The 20,176-nt window shown below is 35.9% G+C and carries 11 protein-coding genes; all 11 read left to right on the top strand.

The window, feature by feature from the left end:
• Nucleotides 1-92 precede the first annotated feature (92 nt).
• The 11 genes from AC3Y25_RS17715 (at nucleotide 93) to AC3Y25_RS17665 (ending at nucleotide 20,074) form a co-directional block, all read left to right on the top strand.
• A complete protein-coding gene (locus AC3Y25_RS17715; protein WP_489903646.1) occupies nucleotides 93-2,330 on the top strand; it encodes a GH92 family glycosyl hydrolase in 2,238 nt (745 codons plus the stop codon).
• A gap of 22 nt (nucleotides 2,331-2,352) precedes the next feature.
• Nucleotides 2,353-4,230, top strand: coding sequence for a sodium:solute symporter family protein (locus AC3Y25_RS17710; protein ID WP_489903645.1), 1,878 nt, complete (start codon nucleotides 2,353-2,355; stop codon nucleotides 4,228-4,230).
• A gap of 499 nt (nucleotides 4,231-4,729) precedes the next feature.
• A complete protein-coding gene (locus AC3Y25_RS17705; protein WP_379799397.1) occupies nucleotides 4,730-5,695 on the top strand; it encodes a glycoside hydrolase family 130 protein in 966 nt (321 codons plus the stop codon).
• Nucleotides 5,696-5,702: 7 nt separating this feature from the next.
• Nucleotides 5,703-6,776 (top strand): carbohydrate-binding family 9-like protein, encoded by a 1,074-nt coding sequence (locus AC3Y25_RS17700; protein WP_489903644.1) that lies wholly within the window; start codon nucleotides 5,703-5,705, stop codon nucleotides 6,774-6,776.
• Nucleotides 6,751-7,869 (top strand): putative glycoside hydrolase, encoded by a 1,119-nt coding sequence (locus AC3Y25_RS17695; protein WP_489903643.1) that lies wholly within the window; start codon nucleotides 6,751-6,753, stop codon nucleotides 7,867-7,869. Before AC3Y25_RS17700 ends, AC3Y25_RS17695 begins: the two co-directional genes overlap by 26 nt.
• 91 nt (nucleotides 7,870-7,960) lie before the next feature.
• Nucleotides 7,961-8,983, top strand: coding sequence for an isoaspartyl peptidase/L-asparaginase family protein (locus AC3Y25_RS17690; protein WP_250836314.1), 1,023 nt, complete (start codon nucleotides 7,961-7,963; stop codon nucleotides 8,981-8,983).
• A 321-nt stretch (nucleotides 8,984-9,304) separates the two neighbouring features.
• Nucleotides 9,305-11,617, top strand: a complete 2,313-nt coding sequence (locus AC3Y25_RS17685; protein WP_489903642.1) for a beta-N-acetylhexosaminidase — start codon at nucleotides 9,305-9,307, stop codon at nucleotides 11,615-11,617.
• Between the two features lie 130 nt (nucleotides 11,618-11,747).
• Entirely contained in the window at nucleotides 11,748-13,601 is a 1,854-nt protein-coding gene (locus tag AC3Y25_RS17680) for a glycoside hydrolase family 35 protein (protein ID WP_489903641.1), read from the top strand.
• Nucleotides 13,602-13,656: 55 nt separating this feature from the next.
• On the top strand, nucleotides 13,657-15,141 hold the full coding sequence (locus AC3Y25_RS17675; RefSeq protein ID WP_489903640.1) for an alpha-L-fucosidase: 1,485 nt from the start codon (nucleotides 13,657-13,659) through the stop codon (nucleotides 15,139-15,141).
• A gap of 11 nt (nucleotides 15,142-15,152) precedes the next feature.
• Nucleotides 15,153-17,396, top strand: coding sequence for a GH92 family glycosyl hydrolase (locus tag AC3Y25_RS17670; RefSeq protein WP_489903639.1), 2,244 nt, complete (start codon nucleotides 15,153-15,155; stop codon nucleotides 17,394-17,396).
• Between the two features lie 32 nt (nucleotides 17,397-17,428).
• Nucleotides 17,429-20,074, top strand: a complete 2,646-nt coding sequence (locus tag AC3Y25_RS17665; RefSeq protein WP_489903638.1) for a glycoside hydrolase family 3 protein — start codon at nucleotides 17,429-17,431, stop codon at nucleotides 20,072-20,074.
• Nucleotides 20,075-20,176: the final 102 nt, after the last annotated feature.

Genomic DNA, 20,176 nt, shown 5'->3' with positions numbered 1-20,176 from the left:
TGTTTAGAGCTGTTTAAATGTCGTCCGTCTAAAAATATTTTGGTAAAAGTTGAATTTATCTAAATTTAAAGTTAAATTAATATTGTTTTGATATGAGGAAAATTACTCTGCTTTCTCTGACGGTAATTTTAACTGCAAGTTGCAAAATAAATGTAGATAAAAATCAACATAAACAAAGTTTTGCAACAAATTATGTAGATCCTTTTATAGGTACTGGCGGGCACGGACATACATATCCGGGCGCAACAGTTCCGTTTGGGATGCTGCAAGTGAGTCCAGATAATGGGGTTTCTAGCTGGGACTGGTGCTCAGGCTATCATTATTCTGACTCGATAGTTTCTGGATTTAGTCATTTACATTTAAGCGGGACAGGAATCGGTGATTTGGCAGATATTTTATTTATGCCGACAAACAAAAAGTTAGACTTAACCGCCAAAGCCGCTTCACGCGATTTCTTACCGTATAAATCAAAATATAATCATGTTAACGAAAAAGCAATACCGGGTTATTACCAAGTTTTTCTTGAAGATCCTAAAATCAATGTAGAATTAACTTCTACACTAAGAACCGCATACCATAAGTATACCTATAATAATAACGATACGCAATCTGTTGTTGTCGATTTAGGTTTTGCCATTAACTGGGACAAAGCGGTAAAAACTGCCATTACAGTTGAAGACCAAAATACCATTAGCGGTTACCGTTACAGTACGGGTTGGGCAAAAAATCAGAAAGTGTTTTTTGTTGCCAAGTTTTCTAAGCCCATTACAGAATCTATTATTACTGCTGATAAAAAAGTAGTTTCAGGTAAGAATGCTGAAGGTGAAAATACAGCTCTGCAATTATTCTTCGATGGCAAAAACTCTGAAGAATTAGGCGTTAAAGTGGCGCTTTCTTCTGTAAGTATCGCTAATGCGAAAGATAATTTAGATAAAGATCAAGAATTTGAAAAAGTAAAAACAGAAGCATCTTTAGAGTGGAACAAAGCTTTAAGCAAAATTACAGTTGAAACTCCAGTTGATTCTTTAAAGACTATTTTCTATACCGCTTTATATCATGCTCAAGTTGCACCGGTAACATATAGCGATAAAAACGGGCAATTTAGAAGAGAAGATGATAAAATTATTACTGCTAAAGATTATACCGCTTACTCAACATTATCTCTTTGGGATACATTTAGAGCAGAAAACCCATTGCTGACCCTGTTAGAACCAACAAAAGTTTCCGATTTAGTTAATTCGATGTTAGCGTATTATGAAACCAAAAAGATACTTCCAGTTTGGACATTATACGCTAATGAAACTAATACGATGACAGGATATCATTCGATTCCAGTTATTGTAGATGCTTATATGAAAGGCATTAAAGGTTTTGATGCTGAAAAAGCTTTTGAAGCCATGAAAGCAACGATGATGCAGGACGAACGCGGCTTGAATTTCTACAAAAAATACGGTTACATTCCTTATAATTTATTAGACGAATCGGTTACCATTACTTTAGAATATGCTTACGACGATTGGTGTGTGGCTCAAATGGCGAAAGCTTTAGGAAAAACAGCTGATTATGAATTTTTCTCGAAACGTTCAAAAGCTTACGAATATTTGTTTGATGCCAAATCTGGTTTCATGAGAGGAAAATCGGAAGATGGAAAATCTTGGAACGAACCTTTCGATCCAAAACACTCCAATCACAGAGAACATACCGATTATACCGAAGGAAATGCTTGGCAGCACAGCTGGTTTGTACCTCATAATGTAGATGATTTTATTAAACTTCACGGAGGAAACGATATTTTTACAAAACGTTTAGAACAATTATTTACAGAGAGTTCTGAGATTACAGGAAATAATGTTTCTGCAGATATTTCTGGTTTGATCGGACAATATGCACATGGTAATGAGCCAAGTCACCATATTGCTTACATGTTTAATCATGCAGGTCAGCCTTGGAGAACGCAATATTGGGTACGCCACATTTTAGATACTCAATACAATACGACAGCAAACGGTCTAAGCGGAAACGAAGACTGTGGACAAATGTCGGCTTGGTATGTATTCAGCTCAATGGGATTATACCCAATGAATCCAGCTTCTGGTGAATACGAAATTGGAAGTCCGATTTTCGAAAAATCAACTTTAAATCTTCCAAATGGAAAAACTTTTGTAATTGAAGCAGAAAATGTTTCAAACAAAAACTTCTATATCCAATCGGTTACTTTAAACGGAAAAGCATTTAATAAAACTGCAATTTCTCACCAAGAAATGCTAAAAGGCGGTGTACTTCATTTTGTAATGGGAGCGCAGCCAAACAAAAACTGGGGTCTGAACTAACTAATTCAAAATAAATAATTTAATGAACATAATAGACGTATCAATCATTTTAATCTATATCGTACTCTCGGTCGGTATCGGAATCTGGATTTCAAGAAAAGCATCAAAAGGACTTGACGATTATTTTCTTGGCGGGAAATCAATCAAATGGTATTTTTTAGGATTGAGCAATGGCTCGGGAATGTTTGATGTTTCGGGAACTTCCTGGATGATTGGAGTTTTATTTCTATATGGTGTAAAAAGCTTCATGTTTATGTGGCTTTGGCCAATTTGGAATCAGATTTTTGTGATGATGTTCCTTGCGGTCTGGATTAGAAGATCAAAAGTAATGACGGGTTCTGAATGGATTTTAACTCGTTTTGGAAGCGACAAAGCAGGAAAAGCATCACATATTATTGTGGCTATTTTTGCCATCATTTCTACAATTGGTTTTATCGCTTATTTTTTCGTCGGAATCGGAAAATTTGTAACCATCATTCTTCCTTGGGATTTAACAGTTCACATGAATGGTTCTGTTTTCTTAACATCTGAACAAGCTTATGCATTGTTAATCATTTTCTTAACAACCATTTATACGGTTAAAGGCGGAATGTTTTCTGTTGTAGCGACAGAGGTTGTACAATATATTATTATGATTGTTGCGGGAGTTTTAATCGCTGGTTATGCATTCATTAATTATACTGATATTCAGATCAATTCGGTAATTACGCCAGAATGGAAAAATGTTTTCTTCGGATGGGAATTTGAAACGCAATGGAGCGATAAATTTGAAACGTTCAACCGATTAATTGATACGGAAGGTTATAAGATGTTTGGCGCTTTCATCGGAATGACGCTTTTCAAAGGGTTCTTCGCTAGTGTTGCAGGGCCAACTCCAAGTTACGATCTACAGCGTGTTCTTTCGACAAAATCGGTAAAAGAAGCAGCTTACATGAGTGGTTTTACCAACTTAATTTTATTCATTCCGAGATATTTATTGATCACAGGAATTGTGGTTATTGCTTTAGTGAATTTAGCGCCAGAATTAAATGCAAACGTTAATCTTACTGGAGCAGATTTAGAATTATTAATGCCTAAAGTGGTCAATCTTTATATTCCAGTTGGTATTAAAGGGATTCTTCTAGCAGGATTATTAGCCGCTTTCATGTCTGGATTCTCCGCTTTTGTAAATGCAGGGCCAGCATATATTGTAAATGATATTTATAAAAAATACTTTAAACCAGTTGCTTCAAATCAGCACTATATTAAAGTAAGTCAGATTTCTTCTTTCTTAGTTGTTGGTCTTGGAGTTTTCATGGGATTCTTCGCAGATTCGATCAACTCGTTAACACTTTGGATTACAAGTGCTCTTTACGGAGGTTACGTTGCAGCGAACTTCTTAAAATGGATTTGGTGGCGTTTTAACGGATGGGGGTATTTCTGGGGAATGGTTGGCGGATTAATCGCAGCTTCCCTTCAATTTGTTTTAGATCAAAACAAAGGAAATCTAGCAGCGGGAACATTCCTGCATGATCTTTCGCAAGTGCCATCGATTTACCTATTCCCATTAATTTTCGGAATGTCAATTTTAGGTTGTCTTTTAGGAACTTACTTAAGCAAGCCAACAGATATAGAAGTACTGAAATCTTTCTACAGCAATGTGAGACCTTGGGGATTCTGGGGGCCAGTTTACAAACAATTAAAAGCAGAAGATCAATCTTTCCAAAAAAATAATGATTTCTATCTTGATATGATGAATTGTGTAATTGGAATTGTATGGCAGTCAAGCATGATTCTACTTCCAATTTACTTCATTATAAGAGATTATCCAAAAGCGGCTGTGGCATTGGTGGTTTTCTTGGTTACGACTACAGTGTTGAAGTTTACTTGGCTGGATCGAGTTAGGAAGATTGAAGAGTAGATTTTTAGAGAAAAGAATAAAGAGAAAAGAATAAAGAGAAAAGAATAAAGAGTATAGAATCAGGATTTTAGAGGAGATTATTTTGATTCTATAAATTTTAAACACATAGGAACATAGATTTTTTTTGATGTTGGAAAAGATAAGAGAAAGAAACTAGTTTCTAACACATAGATTTTAAACATAGCCCGTAGTTTCAACTACGGGGACGTAAGATTGGCGGTGTTACTATGTACAGCAACTTTGTAAAAGCTCAAAAATTTGACAAAGTTTTACAGTGCAGTTTGTCATCCTGAGGAACGAAGGATCACACACGTAACTCGACAAAGATTGGCGACATAGATTGCGGAGCTTCTAGTGTGATCCTTCGTTCCTCAGGATGACAAAATAGAGCTATGTGATTTATTCAAAGTGAAATGCCTTTTAAGCGTTCCAAAAAACTATGATTCTATGTGTTTAAAAAAGAATAAAACAAAAAACTAATAAATAAAAAAAACAAAAAATGAGTACTATTCCTTGGCAAGACAGACCCGAAAACAGTAAAGATGTAATGTGGAGATATTCTGAGAATCCAATTATCGATAGATATTCGATTCCTTCATCAAACAGTATATTCAATAGTGCAGTTGTTCCTTTTGGAGACGGATATGCTGGGGTTTTCAGATGTGATAATAAAGCAGTTCAGATGAATATTTTTGCTGGTTTCAGTAAAGATGGGATCAATTGGGACATTAATCACGAACCAATTGAGATGAAATCTGGAAATACAGAAATGATTGAATCTGCTTATAAATATGATCCGCGTGTGGTTTGGATCGAAGATCGTTACTGGATTACTTGGTGTAACGGTTACAACGGACCAACAATTGGTATTGGTTATACTTTCGATTTTAAAGAATTTTTCCAATGCGAAAATGCCTTTTTACCATTCAACAGAAACGGAGTTTTGTTTCCACAGAAAATTAACGGAAAATACGCGATGTTAAGCCGTCCAAGTGATAACGGTCACACGCCATTTGGAGATATCTGGATCAGTTACAGCCCAGACATGAAATATTGGGGAGAACATAGATTGGTTATGAAACCAAGTCCGTTTGAAAAAAGTGCTTGGCAATGTACTAAAGTAGGTGCAGGACCAATTCCGATTTTAACTGACGAAGGATGGTTAATGATTTACCACGGAGTTATTAATACTTGTAACGGTTTCCGTTATGCAATGGGTTCAGCACTTTTAGATGTTGATTCGCCAGACCAAGTAAAATACAGAACACAACCATATTTATTAGGGCCAGCAGAAACTTATGAAATGGTTGGAGATGTGCCAAACGTAGTATTCCCTTGCGCTGCTTTACATGATGTAGAAGAAGATAAATTAGCAGTTTATTACGGTGCGGCTGATACTCACGTAGCAATCGCTTTCGGAAAATTAAGTGAAGTAATTCAGTTTACAAAAGATAATAGTTTATAATATAAAGATGCATAGTAGAAGTAAATTATTGTCCCTTGCCGTTTTTTTTGTTGGATTGATGGGTTATTCGCAATCTGAAAAAGAGGTTACACCAAAAAGTTATATTACGTATAAGACTTCAAAAGAAATTGTTATTGACGGAGACGGGGCAGATAAAGACTGGGAAAAAGCAGCTTGGACAACACCTTTTGTCGACATAGAAGGCGTTGAAAAACCAAAATACAATACTCAGGTCAAAATGCTTTGGGACGATAATTACTACTATATCCTGGCAAAAATGGAAGAGCCTCACGTTTGGGCAAATCTCAGACAACGCGATACGATTATTTTTTATAATAATGATTTTGAGGTTTTTATTGATCCAGATAATGATACTCACAATTATTATGAATTAGAAATAAATGCGTTAAACACCGCTTGGGATCTATTTATTAATAAACCTTACAGAGAAAAAAATACGGTTTTAAACGATTGGAATATTACAGGTTTAAAATCGGCTGTAAAGATTGACGGAACTTTAAATAATGCTTCAGATATTGATAAAGGCTGGACATTAGAAATTGCCATTCCGTGGTCAGTTTATAAGACATCTTATTTCGACGATATTGTTCCGAAAGATAAATTTTGGAAAGTCAATTTTTCTAGAGTGAATTGGCAGCATTCAGTTGTTGACGGAAAATATGAGCGTAAAAAGGATTCAGAAGGAAAGTTTCTCCCAGAATACAATTGGGTTTGGTCGCCTATGGGAGTGATAAATATGCATGAGCCCGAAAAATGGGCTTATGTATACTTCTCTTCAAAAGAAATAGGAGGACAGGATACTTTTACAATTCCACAGGAAGAAAAAGTAAAATGGGAACTGTATACGTTGTATCGCGCTCAAAAAAGATATTTCGAAAAGAATAAATCTTGGGCAAAATCACTGCAAAGTATCAGTAAAAAAAATATAGTGGTTGACGGAAAGACTTTAAAGCCAATTTTAGAAAATCATTCATCAGGATTTAATATCTTGGTAAAAAGTCCTTTTTCAAACAAAACCTTAATAATTAAAGAAGATGGTAAAATTATTACGAACGAGTAGGTTGCAAAAACTATCAAAAGTTTTAGTATTAGCGCTTTCGCTGAGTTTATTCTCTTGCGGACAAAAAGAAACCAAAGATGAGGAAAACGGTAAATTCGCTTTTGGTGTTTGGACCACTGCTGACGCTAAAAAATCGGATGCAGATTATTCGAAAGAATTCAAAAAATACAAAGACGGCGGAATCGATGAAGTTTTAATTAACACGCAAACCGATCCGAAACTATTAGCAAGATTAGTTCCGCTTGCAAAAAAAGAAGGACTAAAAGTTCACGCTTGGATTATGGCAATGAACCGTCCAAACGATTCAATTGCTTTACAGCATCCAGATTGGTATCAAGTAAGCAAAGAGGGAAAATCTTGCTTTGACAATCGTCCGTATGTAGACTATTACCAATGGCTTTGCCCAACTAAAGAAGAATCTAGAAATCACGTTTTAGGTTTGGTTGAAGGTTTAGCAAAAGTAGAGGGAATTGAAAGTGTACATTTAGACTACATTCGTTTCCCGGATATTTTCTTGCCAATCAGTTTATTGCCAAAATATAACTTGGTGCAAGATGTAGAATTGCCACAATTTGATTTCTGTTATTGTGATGCGTGCGTAAGCAAATTCGAAAAAGAACATCATAAAAATCCAAAAAAGAGCCACAATACGTCAATTGATATGGAGTGGAAAAACTTTAGATTAAATGCGGTAAAAGCGGTGGTTGACGATGCGTATAAAATTGCTCATAAACATAATAAGAAATTAACGGCAGCAGTATTTCCTTATCCAGAAATGGCAGATCATATGGTTCGTCAGCGTTGGGATAAATGGAATATTGACGAAGTGTATCCAATGATTTATCATAGTTTTTATGATGAAGAAATTGACTGGGTAGGTTATGCAACCAAACAAGGTGTAGCCGATTTAGAAGGAAAGCCAACGAAAGTAAATACAGGAATTTATATTCCAGGTTTAAAATCGGATGCAGAATTGAAAGAAGCAATTTTAGAAGCTAAGAAAAATGGTGCAACAGGAGTTTCATTTTTTGACGGAAATGCTTTATCAGAAAGTAATTTAAAAACAATTAAGTCAGTAAAAGCGTCGTTGTAGTCGATTTTTCTGGGATTAAAAATTATTACTGATTAATTTAGCAACATCAAGAACACGTAGTTTCTTAGAGTTGAATTAAAACCAAAAAGACATGTCAAATAGAAGAGATTTTATTAAGAAAACCACTTTAGGCACCTTAGCCATTAGTTCTGTTTTGGGCGTAAGCGGATTTGCTGCCAATCACGAAAATGAACCAGAAGCTGAATCAAAAGAAAAAAAACAGACTAAACCGATCATCATCTCGACATGGAATCATGGTTTGCCTGCAAATAAAGAATCTTGGAAAAATTTAAAAGAAGGAAAATCGGCTTTAGATGCCATCGAAGCCGGAATGAAAATACCTGAAGCAGATCCGAATGTCCGCAGTGTGGGTTACGGAGGATATCCGGATCGCGAAGGGAAAGTGACTCTTGATGCCTGTATCATGGATCATAATAGCAATTGCGGATCTGTTTGTTTCCTTCAAGGAATTAAACACCCCATTTCTGTTGCGAAAAGGGTATTACAAAACACGCCACACGTAATGTTAGCAGGGCAAGGAGCATTGCAATTTGCCTTGTCTGAAGGTTTTAAAGAAGAAAATTTATTAACTCCAGAATCTGAAAAAGATTGGAAAAAATGGCTGGAAGATTCTAAATACAAGCCAGTTATTAATATAGAAAATCACGATACCATAAGTATGCTAATGTTAGACCAAGATGGCAATCTTTCTGGCGGATGTACCACAAGTGGTGCTGCTTGGAAGATGCACGGACGCGTCGGTGACTCCCCAATAATCGGCGCGGGTCTTTTCTTGGACAACGAAGTGGGAGCCGCAGCGGCAACTGGTTTGGGCGAAGCGGTTATTAGAACTGCCGGAAGTGCCATGGTTGTCGAACTAATGCGTCAGGGAAAATCTCCTTATGATGCCTGTAAAGAAATCACAGAACGTATTTACAACAAACATAAAAACCACAAAGACATGGAATACCTGCAAGTTGGTTTTATTGCTTTGAATAAAAACGGAGAATACGCAGGTTACAGCTTAAGATCAGGATTTAATTACGCCGTTTCTGATGACGCCAAAGGCCACAGAATGGAAGATGCGAAATTTAAAATGTCTTGGGATAAGTAATTATCACGTTTTAAACTTTGTCAAAGTTTCAAACTTTGACAAAGTTTAATGACACAGTTTTGTCATCCTGAGGAACGAAGGATCACACAAGTAATTCGCCAAAGATGTACACGCAATATTGTCATTCCGAGGAACGAGGAATCTCCGCAACAAGCTCGACAAAGATTGGTGAGTTTCTGTGAGGAGTCTCTAGTGTGATTTGCTTCGCCGATTCGCTATCGCTCGGGTCTCCTTTCAGTCAAAATGACAAACAAAAACTAAAAAACTATATCTCTAAAAGCAGCTTTATAAGTAACTTTTAAAGAAACCAAAAAACAAAGAATGAAAAAATTACTATTCCTATTAACCCTAATCACTTCAATTTTCTCGGCTCATGCGCAGAAAGTTTATACGGAAAATGATATTCATATCATTCCAAAACCGACTCAGACTTTTATTAAAACAGGAGTTTTTGAATTTACAAAAGATACAAAGTTTGTAATAAACGGTGATTTCCAAAAAGACGCTGCAAATGCTTTGGCATCAAAATTTGAGACCGCTGCAGGATGGAAACCAGAAGTTACGACAAAAGCTCCTGCGAGTAATTATGTTTTATTAAAAACAGATCCGAACTTAAAAAACGAAGCTTACGTTTTGGATGTAAATCCGACTAACATTGTTATTACTGCAAAAGGGAATAATGGATTCTTATATGCTTTAGAAAGTGTTAGACAATTGCTTCCTGAAGCCATCGAAAGCAAATTTGCGATTACTTCTGCAAAATGGCAGATTCCAACCTTGACCATTAATGATGAGCCTCGTTTTAAATGGAGAGGTTTAATGCTGGATTTATCACGTCATTTCTTCGATAAAAATTATGTTTTAGCCACAATCGATCGTTTGGCAGCCCATAAAATGAATGTTCTGCACATGCACTTGGTTGATGATCAGGGTTGGAGAATTGAAATTAAAAAATATCCAAAACTAACAGAGGTTGGTGCTTGGAGAGTCGATCAGGAAAATGTTTCTTGGAATGCCAGATTAACGACAAATCCTGATGAAAAAGGAACTTACGGCGGATTTTTTACGCAAGAGGAATTAAAAGAAATCGTAAAATATGCTGCGACAAAAGGAATTGAAGTAATTCCAGAAATTGAAATGCCGGCTCATGTAAGCAGTGCTATTGCAGCTTATCCAGAATTGGCTTGTTTCAACCAGAGAATTGGCGTTCCGTCAGGCGGAGTTTGGCCTTTAACAGATATTTATTGTGCTGGAAAAGAAACTACGTTCGAATTTTTGCAAAATGTAATTGATGAAGTAATTACTATTTTTCCTTCAAAATACATTCATATTGGTGGTGATGAAGCAACTAAAACCAATTGGGCAAAATGTCCGCACTGCCAAAAAAGAATCAAAGACGAGCGTTTGAAAAGTGTTGACGAATTACAAAGCTACTTTGTAAAACGCATGGAAAAATACATCAATTCTAAAGGTAAAAGAGTTATCGGTTGGGATGAAATTTTAGAAGGCGGTTTAGCTCCAGATGCGACAGTAATGAGCTGGAGAGGAATGAAAGGCGGCATTGAAGCAGCAGATCAGGGCCATGACGTAATTATGACACCAGAAACGCCTTGTTATTTCAACTTTTACCAAGGTCCTCAAAACGAAGAACCATTAGCTTTTGATGCTTATAATCCGTTAAGCGAAGTATACAAATTTGATCCTGTAGTTGCAACAATGACACCACAGGAAGCTGCACACGTTTTAGGAGGACAAGCCAATTTATGGGCAGAGCATATTGCGGGACCAAAAGATTCTGAATATATGATTTTTCCAAGATTAGCAGCTTTGTCTGAAACCTTATGGAGTCCGAAAGAGAAACGCAATTGGAATGATTTTACATCAAGATTGTTTTCAATGTTCAAACGTTACGATTATCAAGGATTGAATTATGCGAAAAGCGCGTATTTGGTAACCGCTTCTTCAACAGCAGATTTGGCCAATAAACAAATCAAAGTGGAATTGAAAAATGAGTTCCCAAATCCAGATATCCGCTATGTTTTAGGAAACCAAAGCATCGATCATCATGCTATAAAATACACAACTCCAATTGAAATTGCAGCAACTACTGTTTTAAAAGCTTCTTTATTTCAAGATGAAAAACCAGTTGGAAAAACATTTACGGATACGATTGTTTTCCATAAAGGATTTGCGAAAAAAGTGAAATACTTAACGCCTTTCAACCAGAGTTATAAAGGAGATGCTAATACAATGGTAAATGCCATTCGCGGAAGTAAAAATTTCCATGACGGACAATGGCAGGCTTGGCTGGTTAATGATATGGAATTGGTAATAGATCTTGAAAAAGTAGAAAGTATTGAGCAAGTATCAGTTGGAGCTTTAGAAAGTCAAGGCGCTGGAGTTAATTTCCCAATTCAAGTAAAAGTGTTGATTTCTACAGACGGAATTAAATATACGCAAGTGGGGAAAACAATGCGTCCGTATGTGGTAAATCCAGTTCCGGAATTGAAAGATTTTAAAATTAATTTCCAGAAACAAAATGCACGTTTTGTAAAAGTAATTGGAGGCAACTTAAAGAAAAGTCCAAAAGGAGAAAGCTCTTGGTTGTTTGTGGATGAAATTTTGGTGAATTAAAAATTTTTAAACACATAGAAACATAGTTTTTATTGAAACTTGGTAAAAGAGTTTAGAAAGAAATTAGTTTCTAACACATAGCTTAACGTGAAATGCTTGTTAAGTTTATAAATGTATAATCTGAAAAAGAATGAATAAGATATTATTTAAGCTCGGAGTATTATTGATTTGCTTGATGCCGTTTTTTACTATGGCACAAAGCAAAGGATTTTCTATATCTAATGGAGAATTTAAACAAGATGGGAAAATTATAAAAATACATTCGGGAGAAATGCACTACGAGCGTATTCCTAAAGAGTATTGGAGACATAGGCTGCAAATGATTAAAGCTATGGGATTGAATACCGTGGCAACCTATGTGTTTTGGAATTATCACGAAATTGAGCCAGGTGTATGGGATTTTAAAACAGGAAATAAAAATTTAGCAGAATTTGTACGTCTTGCTAAAAGTGAAGGATTGTATGTGATTCTTAGACCAGGTCCGTATGCCTGCGGTGAATGGGAATTTGGAGGATATCCTTGGTGGTTACAAAACAATCCAGATTTAGTAATTCGTACCAATAACAAAGCATTTTTAGAAGCTTGCAAAACGTATCTAGAACATTTGTATGCAGAGGTAAAAGGACTTTTTGCTAACCAAGGAGGACCTATTATTATGGTTCAGGCTGAAAATGAATTTGGTTCTTATGTTTCTCAAAGAACCGATATTAGTGCTGAGGATCATAAAGCATACAAAACTGCAATTTATAATATGCTTAAAGAAACGGGGTTTCCAGAGCCTTTTTTTACTTCTGACGGTACTTGGTTGTTTGAAGGCGGTGCTGTTGAAGGCGTGCTGCCAACTGCAAATGGAGAATCTAATATAGAAAATTTAAAGAAACAGGTTGATAAATACCACAAAGGGCAAGGACCTTACATGGTAGCAGAGTTTTATTCTGGCTGGTTGGATCACTGGGCAGAACCATTTATTAAAATTGGATCTGAAGAGATCGCAAGTCAAACTAAAAAATACCTTGATGCAGGTGTTTCTTTTAATTATTATATGGTGCACGGTGGTACTAATTTTGGATTTACCTCTGGAGCAAATTATAATGAGGAAAGTGATATTCAGCCGGATATTACAAGCTATGATTATGATGCTCCTATTAGCGAAGCAGGTTGGGCAACACCAAAATTTATGGCTATACGTGATGTAATGCAAAAGTATTCTAAAACAAAATTAGCTCCGATTCCAGAGAAAATACCAGTTGTAAAATATCCTAATCAGCCGATCAAATCGAGTATGGATGTTTTAAGTTGGATCAAAAAAGAAAAAGCAGTTGTAAATGATCAGCCTTTAACATTTGAAAAGTTAGGTCAGGGAAATGGATATGTTTTGTATCGAAAAAGATTTACGCAGCCAATTTCTTCTGGCAAATTGAAAATTGAGGGATTGAGAGACTTTGCTACAGTTTATGTAAATGGAGTTAAGGTTGGAGAATTGAATAGAGTTTTCAAAAATTACGAGTTGACCCTTTCTATTCCATTTAACGGTATTTTAGAAATTCTAGTTGAAAATATGGGACGTATTAATTACGGAGCAGAAATAGTACATAATACGAAAGGAATTATTTCTCCAGTATTCATTAATGAATATGAAATTAGTGGTGGATGGGAAATGTATAAAATGCCAATGAGTGAAGTGCCTGTTATCAAAAATGAAACGATAAAACCAGGGCGCCCAGTTTTATATGAATCTACAGTTAACATAGATAAACCAGCCGATACTTTTCTTGATATGACAAATTGGGGAAAAGGAATTGTATTTGTTAACGGCCACAATCTTGGTCGCTACTGGAAAGTAGGCCCACAGCAAACGCTTTATGTACCAGGATGCTGGTTGAAAGCGGGAGAAAATAAGTTTGCTGTATTGGAGCAGCTTAATGAAAACACCCAAAAAGAATTAACTTTTACAGATCAACCGATACTTGATAAATTAAATTAAGATTACCTATTAAACCAGAAAAACAAAGAATAATAAATTATAAATTAGATTAAAGATGAAAAAAGGAATATTCATAATCGCCCTTTTATTTTCAGCTCAGATATTCGCTCAGGCGATTTATGAAGATGAAAGATACGTACCAGAAACTGATCCGTTGGTTTTGAAAAACTTAGACGAATGGCAAGGCAAAAAATTTGGTTTGCTAATGCACTGGGGAACTTACAGCCAATGGGGAATTGTAGAATCTTGGTCTATCTGCCCTGAAGATTACGGATGGTGTGAACGTAAAAAAGGAAGCAATCCGTCTAATTATAATGATTATATTAAAGATTACGAAGGTTTAAGAAAAACGTTTAATCCTGTAAAATTTGATCCTGCAAAATGGGCTAAAGCGGCTAAATATGCTGGAATGAAATACATGGTTTTCACTACAAAACACCATGACGGATTCAATATGTATGATACTAAATACTCTGATTACAAGATTACTAGTAAGGACGTTCCTTTTCATACCAACCCAAAAGCAGATGTTTTAAAAGAAATTTTCAACTCTTTTAGAGGCGAAGGTATTTCAACTGGAGCTTATTTCTCTAAACCAGACTGGCATAACGAAAATTACTGGGATCCTTATTTTCCTCCATTCGACAGAAACGTAAATTATGATCCGTCTTTATACCCTGAAAAATGGCAAAAATATGTTGATTTCACGCACAACCAAATCTTAGAAATCTTAACCAACTACGGTAAAGTTGATATCTTATGGTTAGATGGAGGATGGGTTAGAAAAAGAGACCAAGTAAACATCAAAGAAAACTACGACGAGAAATTTACTGAAAACGAATCTAAAAACGGTTTCATCAAACACAGAGTGGTAGATCAAGATCCAAAAATGGATGAATTGGTTGTAAAAGCACGTCAAAAACAACCAGGTTTAATTGTGGTTGATAGAGCGGTTCATGGTAAAAACCAAAACTACTTAACTCCAGAAGGACGTGTTCCTGCTAAAACGTTGCCTTATCCTTGGGAATCTTGTATTCCTGCAGGCGGTGGATGGTCTTATTCTCCAGGTGCTGAATACATGACTGGAAGACAAGGTATTCACATGTTGATTGATATTGTAGCTAAAGGCGGAAACTTATTATTGAACATTGCTCCAAGTCCAGAAGGAGAATGGGATAAAGGAGCTTACGATTTATTGCAAGCGTACGGAGATTGGATGAAAGTAAACAGCACAGCGATTTACAATACAAAACCGATCGAGCCTTATAAAGAAGAAAACATTTGTTTTACACAAAATAAAGTGGGTAATGTGTTCGCATTTTATTTAGCTAAAGACGGAGAAGATAAAATTCCTGCTGCAGTTACTGTAAAATCGATCAGTCCTAAAAAAGGAACTAAGATTACAATGTTAGGTTCTAAAACTTCTTTAAAATGGACCAAAGAAGGAAACGGATTTAAAGTAATTATTCCGGAAAGTTTAAGAAACAATCTTCCTGCAAAAGAAGCTTGGACTTTAAAAATTGAAGCGATCAACAGATAAGAACGAAGCCTATGGTTTTAAATATTAAAAATAAATTTGAAACAGCATGTATTTTATACATGCTGTTTTTTAGCATTACGATTTTTGCGCAGGAACCTGCCGATTTCGTAAATCCGTTTATTGGGACTTCCAATTATGGGGCGGCTTTTCCGGGACCAATTGCACCACGCGGAATGGCAAGTATTAGCCCATTTAATGTGGCGGGAATAAAAAATACACCGATGGAAAAAGACAGTCAATGGCTTTCAAATCCGTATGTGAATGAGAATACTTTTTTGACAGGATTTAGTCAAGTGAATTTAAGCGGAGTTGGCTGTCCAGATTTGGGTGTTATTTTATTGATGCCAACAACTGGAAATGTAGAAATCGATCATTTAAAATACGGTTCAACGTATTCTAATGAAGTTGCCAAAGCAGCGTATTATAGTGTAAACATCGACAAATATAAAGTTAAAGGAGAATTTACCACTTCAAAACGAGTGGGCGTGAGCAGATTCACTTTCCCGAAAGGGCAATCTAATATTTTATTAAATCTTGGTTTAGGATTAACAAACGAAGAAGGAGCAATGATAAAAGTGGTTTCTTCGACAGAAATTGAAGGAATGCGTTCTGTTGGTTCGTTTTGTTACAATAGTCCAGAAGATGCTTATCCGGTTTATTTTGTGGCTCAATTTTCTAAACCTGCCCATAAATTTGGAGTTTGGAAAAAACCTGCAAAATACAATGGTGTTGAAGCGCAATGGATGGGGTACAACGGAAAAGCAAGAATAATGGAAAATACCATTAAAACCGTAGTAGGTGATAGTATTGGAAGTTATTTTACGTATAAATTCGACAAACAAGAAACGGTTGAAGTGAAGATTGGAATTTCGTATGTAAGTATCGAAAATGCCCGTGAAAACTTAGCAAAAGAAGTTGGTAACAGATCTTTTGATGCAATTTACAAAGAAACCTACAACGAATGGAACGAAGAATTGTCTAAAATTTTGGTTGAAGGCGGTACCAAAGATGACAATACGATTTTCTACACAGCTTTGTATCACACTTTAATTCATCCCAATATTTTAAATGATATTAACGGACAATATCCCGTAATCAAAAGAAGTAAAATTGCTAAAACCGATGACACCCGTTATACCGTATTTTCTTTATGGGATACGTACCGAAATGTACATCCCTTGATGTCTTTGGTTTATCCAAAACAGCAATCTGATATGGTAAAAAGTATGTTGACTATGTTTGATGAAAACGGTTGGTTACCCAAATGGGAACTGAATTCGACTGAAACTTTTACGATGGTTGGAGACCCTGCAAGTATTGTAATTACAGATACTTATATGAGAGGAGTTCGTGATTATGACGTTAATAAAGCCTATTATGCGATGTTGAAAGGCGCAGATAATATTGAAAATAATCCGCTTCGTCCGGGATTGAAAGATTATATCAAAAAAGGATATTTAACAACTGACAATAAAGGCCCAGTTTCTACAACTCAGGAATACAATATTTCAGATTATTCTATTTCGCTTATGGCCAACGAGTTCGGTGACAAAGACAATGTAAAACGTTTTAAAGAACGTTCATTATCCTACAGAAAATTATTCGATAAAAACTTAAATCTGCTTCGACCAAGAACGGCTGACGGAAAATGGTACGAACCTTTTGATCCTGCGTCTGGAGCTAATTTTGAAGAAAATGTTGGCTTTATCGAAGGAAATGCTTGGCAGTATGCTTTTATGGTTCCGCATGACATTATTGGATTAAAGAAATTAATGGGTGGTGATCAAGCTTTTTCGGCGCAATTGCAGAAAATCTTTGATATTAAGCAATTTGATATGGCAAACGAACCAGATATTGCCAATCCGTATTTATTCAATTATGTGAAAGGCGAAGAATATAAAACTCAGGAAATGGTAAAGAAATTGGTTCGCGAATATTTCAAAAATGAACCAAAAGGATTACCAGGAAATGACGATACAGGCACAATGTCGGCTTGGTTGGTGTATTCGATGATGGGAATTTACCCAATTTCTCCAGGAGATCCAATTTACACCATCACAACGCCAATGTTTCATAGAGTGACGATCAAATTAGATCCAAGCTATTATAAAAAAGAAAGCATCGTAATTGAAAGACAAGAAAATAATGGCGGGAAAATCAATTCGATTGAGCTAAACGGAAAAACACGTAACAGCTTCTTTATCTCACATGATGATTTTGTGAATGGAACAAAGCTTAAAGTGATTCAAAACTAAACACACACACAACAACTATGTTACAATTAAGAATGAGGAAAACGGCCATTATTTTTGTAATGGCTGTTGGTTTTTTTAACCAGACCAACGCCCAGAAAAAGTATCCGTATCAGGATGCCAAATTACCAGTAGAAGAAAGGGTACAAGATTTGCTAAGCCGTATGACACTTGAAGAAAAAGTGCGTCAGATGGATATGTATAGAGGAGATTTTTTTAAAGATAAAGAAGATTTTGCTAAAGCTAAATCGGCAGAAAAAATCGGGAAATTAGGAATTGGAGCTATTCATGATCTTTATCCGCGTTCAGCGAAAATGATCAACGATCTTCAAACCAATGTAATCAAAGGAAACCGTTGGGGAATTCCTGCGCTGATTATGTGTGAAATGCTTCACGGTTATTTAGACGAAGGAAGTACCGCTTTCCCAATGAACATTGGACTTGGAGCAACTTGGGATGTTGCTGTAATGGACAAAGTGGGTAAAGTAATTGGTATGGAAGCCAGAGCACATGGAGTTCATTTTGGTTTTGGACCAAACTTAGATTTAGGGCGCGAACCACGTTGGGGCAGGGTTGCTGAAACTTTTGGTGAAGATGCTTTCTTGAACAGCGAAATTGGTTTGGCTTTCATAAAAGGATTGCAAGGAGACGATTTAAAATCGGATCGTTCAATTATTGCAGAACCTAAACACTTTGCCGTTCACGGTATTCCGCAAGCGGGAGGAAATTCTTCGCCAATTTTGGTGGGAGAACGTTCAGCAAGAGAAGATCATTTACCATCTTTCCAAAAAGCATTTACAAAAGGCGGTGCTTTAGGAACAATGTGTGCGTATTCTGAATTGGACGGAATTCCTTGTGCTGCAAATCACTGGTTATTGACAGATGTTTTAAGAAAAGAATGGGGTTTTAAAGGAATTGTAGTTTCAGATTTAGGAGCTATTAAATACATTCAAACTACGCATAAAGTGGCTGATTCTCCAAAAGATGCTATTAGAGAAGCAGTTTCTTCTGGCGTTGATATGCAATTTTACGATTTTAGCAATGAATTTTGGCAGAACACCATTATTGAATTGGTAAATGAAAAGAAACTGACAACTGAAAATATCGACCGTGCGGCGGGAGGAGTTTTGCGTTTGAAATTCTTGTTAGGATTATTTGAAAATCCGTACACAGAAAAAAATCTAATTAAAGAGCGTTTTCATACTCCAGAAAATCAGAAAGTTGCTTTAGAAGCGGCTCAGAAATCGATGGTTTTATTGAAAAATGATAACAACATTTTACCTTTAAGTAAATCGTTAAAAAATATTGCGGTTATTGGACCAAACGCAAATGCTTCAAGAATGGGAGGTTATGCTCCTAAAAATAGTGTTGGAGTAACTGTTTTTGAAGGTGTTCAGCAAGTAATGGGAAAAACAGCTAATGTTGTTTATGAAGAAGGTGTTCCATTAATTGTAAAAGGACAAATTATTCCATCTAAATATTTATTTACTCCAGACGAATCTCAAAACGGATTAAAAGGAGAATATTTCAATAACAGAAATCTGGAAGGAACACCAGCTTTAACTCGTATTGATAGCCAATTAGAGTTTGACTGGCCTTGGGCACCTGGTGATGGTGTGAATGTAGATGATTTTTCTATCAGATGGACAGGATTCTTAAAATCGGATCAAGCATTGGACGGTTGGTTAGGTTTAAGTTCTGATGACGGAATCAGAATGTACATTGATGACCAATTGGTAATCGACAACTGGACAAAAGGAGCGACAAGCATGGTTACAGTTCCAAAAAATATCGAAAAAGGTAAAAAATACAAAGTGCGCATTGAAATGTGGGAAGGAGGCTGGGGAGCCAGAGCTCATTTCCGTTGGAATTTAGAAAAAGTAAACCTGCAGCCAGCAATTGAAGCCGCTAAAAAAGCAGATGTTGCGATTGTAGTTTTAGGAGAATCTAACGAATTGGTAGAAGAAAACAGAGACGTTGCTTCTTTAGACTTATTCGGAATCCAGCAGCAATTGATTGAAGAGATCCAAAAAACAGGAACTCCTGTGGTTTGTGTGTTATTAAATGGCCGCCCGCTTTCTACAAATTGGATTGCTGAAAATATTCCAGCAGTTTTGGAAGGATGGTTTCCAGGTGAGTTAGGAGGAAGAGCGGTAGCCGATGTTTTATTTGGAGATTACAATCCTGGAGGAAGGTTGCCAATCACAGTTCCGAAATCAGTAGGGCAGTTACCTATATATTATAACCAAAAACCATCTGCTATACATAAATATGTAGCAGAAAGCGAGCATCCTTTATATTCGTTTGGTTACGGATTAAGTTATACGAAGTTTGAATATTCTAATTTAAAGCTGAATACTTCTGAAATTAAACCAAATGGAGAAATAAAAGTTTCTGTTGATGTTAAAAACGTTGGAAATTTGGATGGAGATGAAGTTGTTCAATTATATGTAAATGATGTTTATAGTTCTGTGACAACTCCAGAGAAAACTTTAAGAGGTTTTAAGAGATTAAATGTTAAAAAAGGAGAAACTAAAAATGTAGAATTTACACTTACTAAAGACGAGTTAGGTCTGTATAACAGGCAGTTACAGTTTGTTGTAGAGCCAGGAGACTTCGAGGTAATGGTTGGTGGAAACTCATCGGATCTTCTAAAAACCAAATTCAAGGTTTCGAACTAAAAAGTGTTAAATACCGAATAATTTTAAACGATTTTTAGTTAAAAAAATGAATACAACTAAAAAAGGTCAAAATCTATTAGATTAATAGATTTTGGCCTTTTT

Source organism: Flavobacterium sp. LK-23, assembly GCF_058135255.1.
Note: the sequence above shows the minus strand (reverse complement) of the source record. Positions and strands in the feature narration are given on the sequence as shown.

Coding starts and splice junctions, on each gene's coding strand:
- AC3Y25_RS17690 (WP_250836314.1), top strand. CDS start 7,961: ATGTCAAATAGAAGAGATTTTATTAAGAAAACCACTTTAGGCACCTTA.
- AC3Y25_RS17665 (WP_489903638.1), top strand. CDS start 17,429: ATGAGGAAAACGGCCATTATTTTTGTAATGGCTGTTGGTTTTTTTAAC.
- AC3Y25_RS17715 (WP_489903646.1), top strand. CDS start 93: ATGAGGAAAATTACTCTGCTTTCTCTGACGGTAATTTTAACTGCAAGT.
- AC3Y25_RS17705 (WP_379799397.1), top strand. CDS start 4,730: ATGAGTACTATTCCTTGGCAAGACAGACCCGAAAACAGTAAAGATGTA.
- AC3Y25_RS17710 (WP_489903645.1), top strand. CDS start 2,353: ATGAACATAATAGACGTATCAATCATTTTAATCTATATCGTACTCTCG.
- AC3Y25_RS17675 (WP_489903640.1), top strand. CDS start 13,657: ATGAAAAAAGGAATATTCATAATCGCCCTTTTATTTTCAGCTCAGATA.
- AC3Y25_RS17680 (WP_489903641.1), top strand. CDS start 11,748: ATGAATAAGATATTATTTAAGCTCGGAGTATTATTGATTTGCTTGATG.
- AC3Y25_RS17695 (WP_489903643.1), top strand. CDS start 6,751: ATGGTAAAATTATTACGAACGAGTAGGTTGCAAAAACTATCAAAAGTT.
- AC3Y25_RS17700 (WP_489903644.1), top strand. CDS start 5,703: ATGCATAGTAGAAGTAAATTATTGTCCCTTGCCGTTTTTTTTGTTGGA.
- AC3Y25_RS17685 (WP_489903642.1), top strand. CDS start 9,305: ATGAAAAAATTACTATTCCTATTAACCCTAATCACTTCAATTTTCTCG.
- AC3Y25_RS17670 (WP_489903639.1), top strand. CDS start 15,153: ATGGTTTTAAATATTAAAAATAAATTTGAAACAGCATGTATTTTATAC.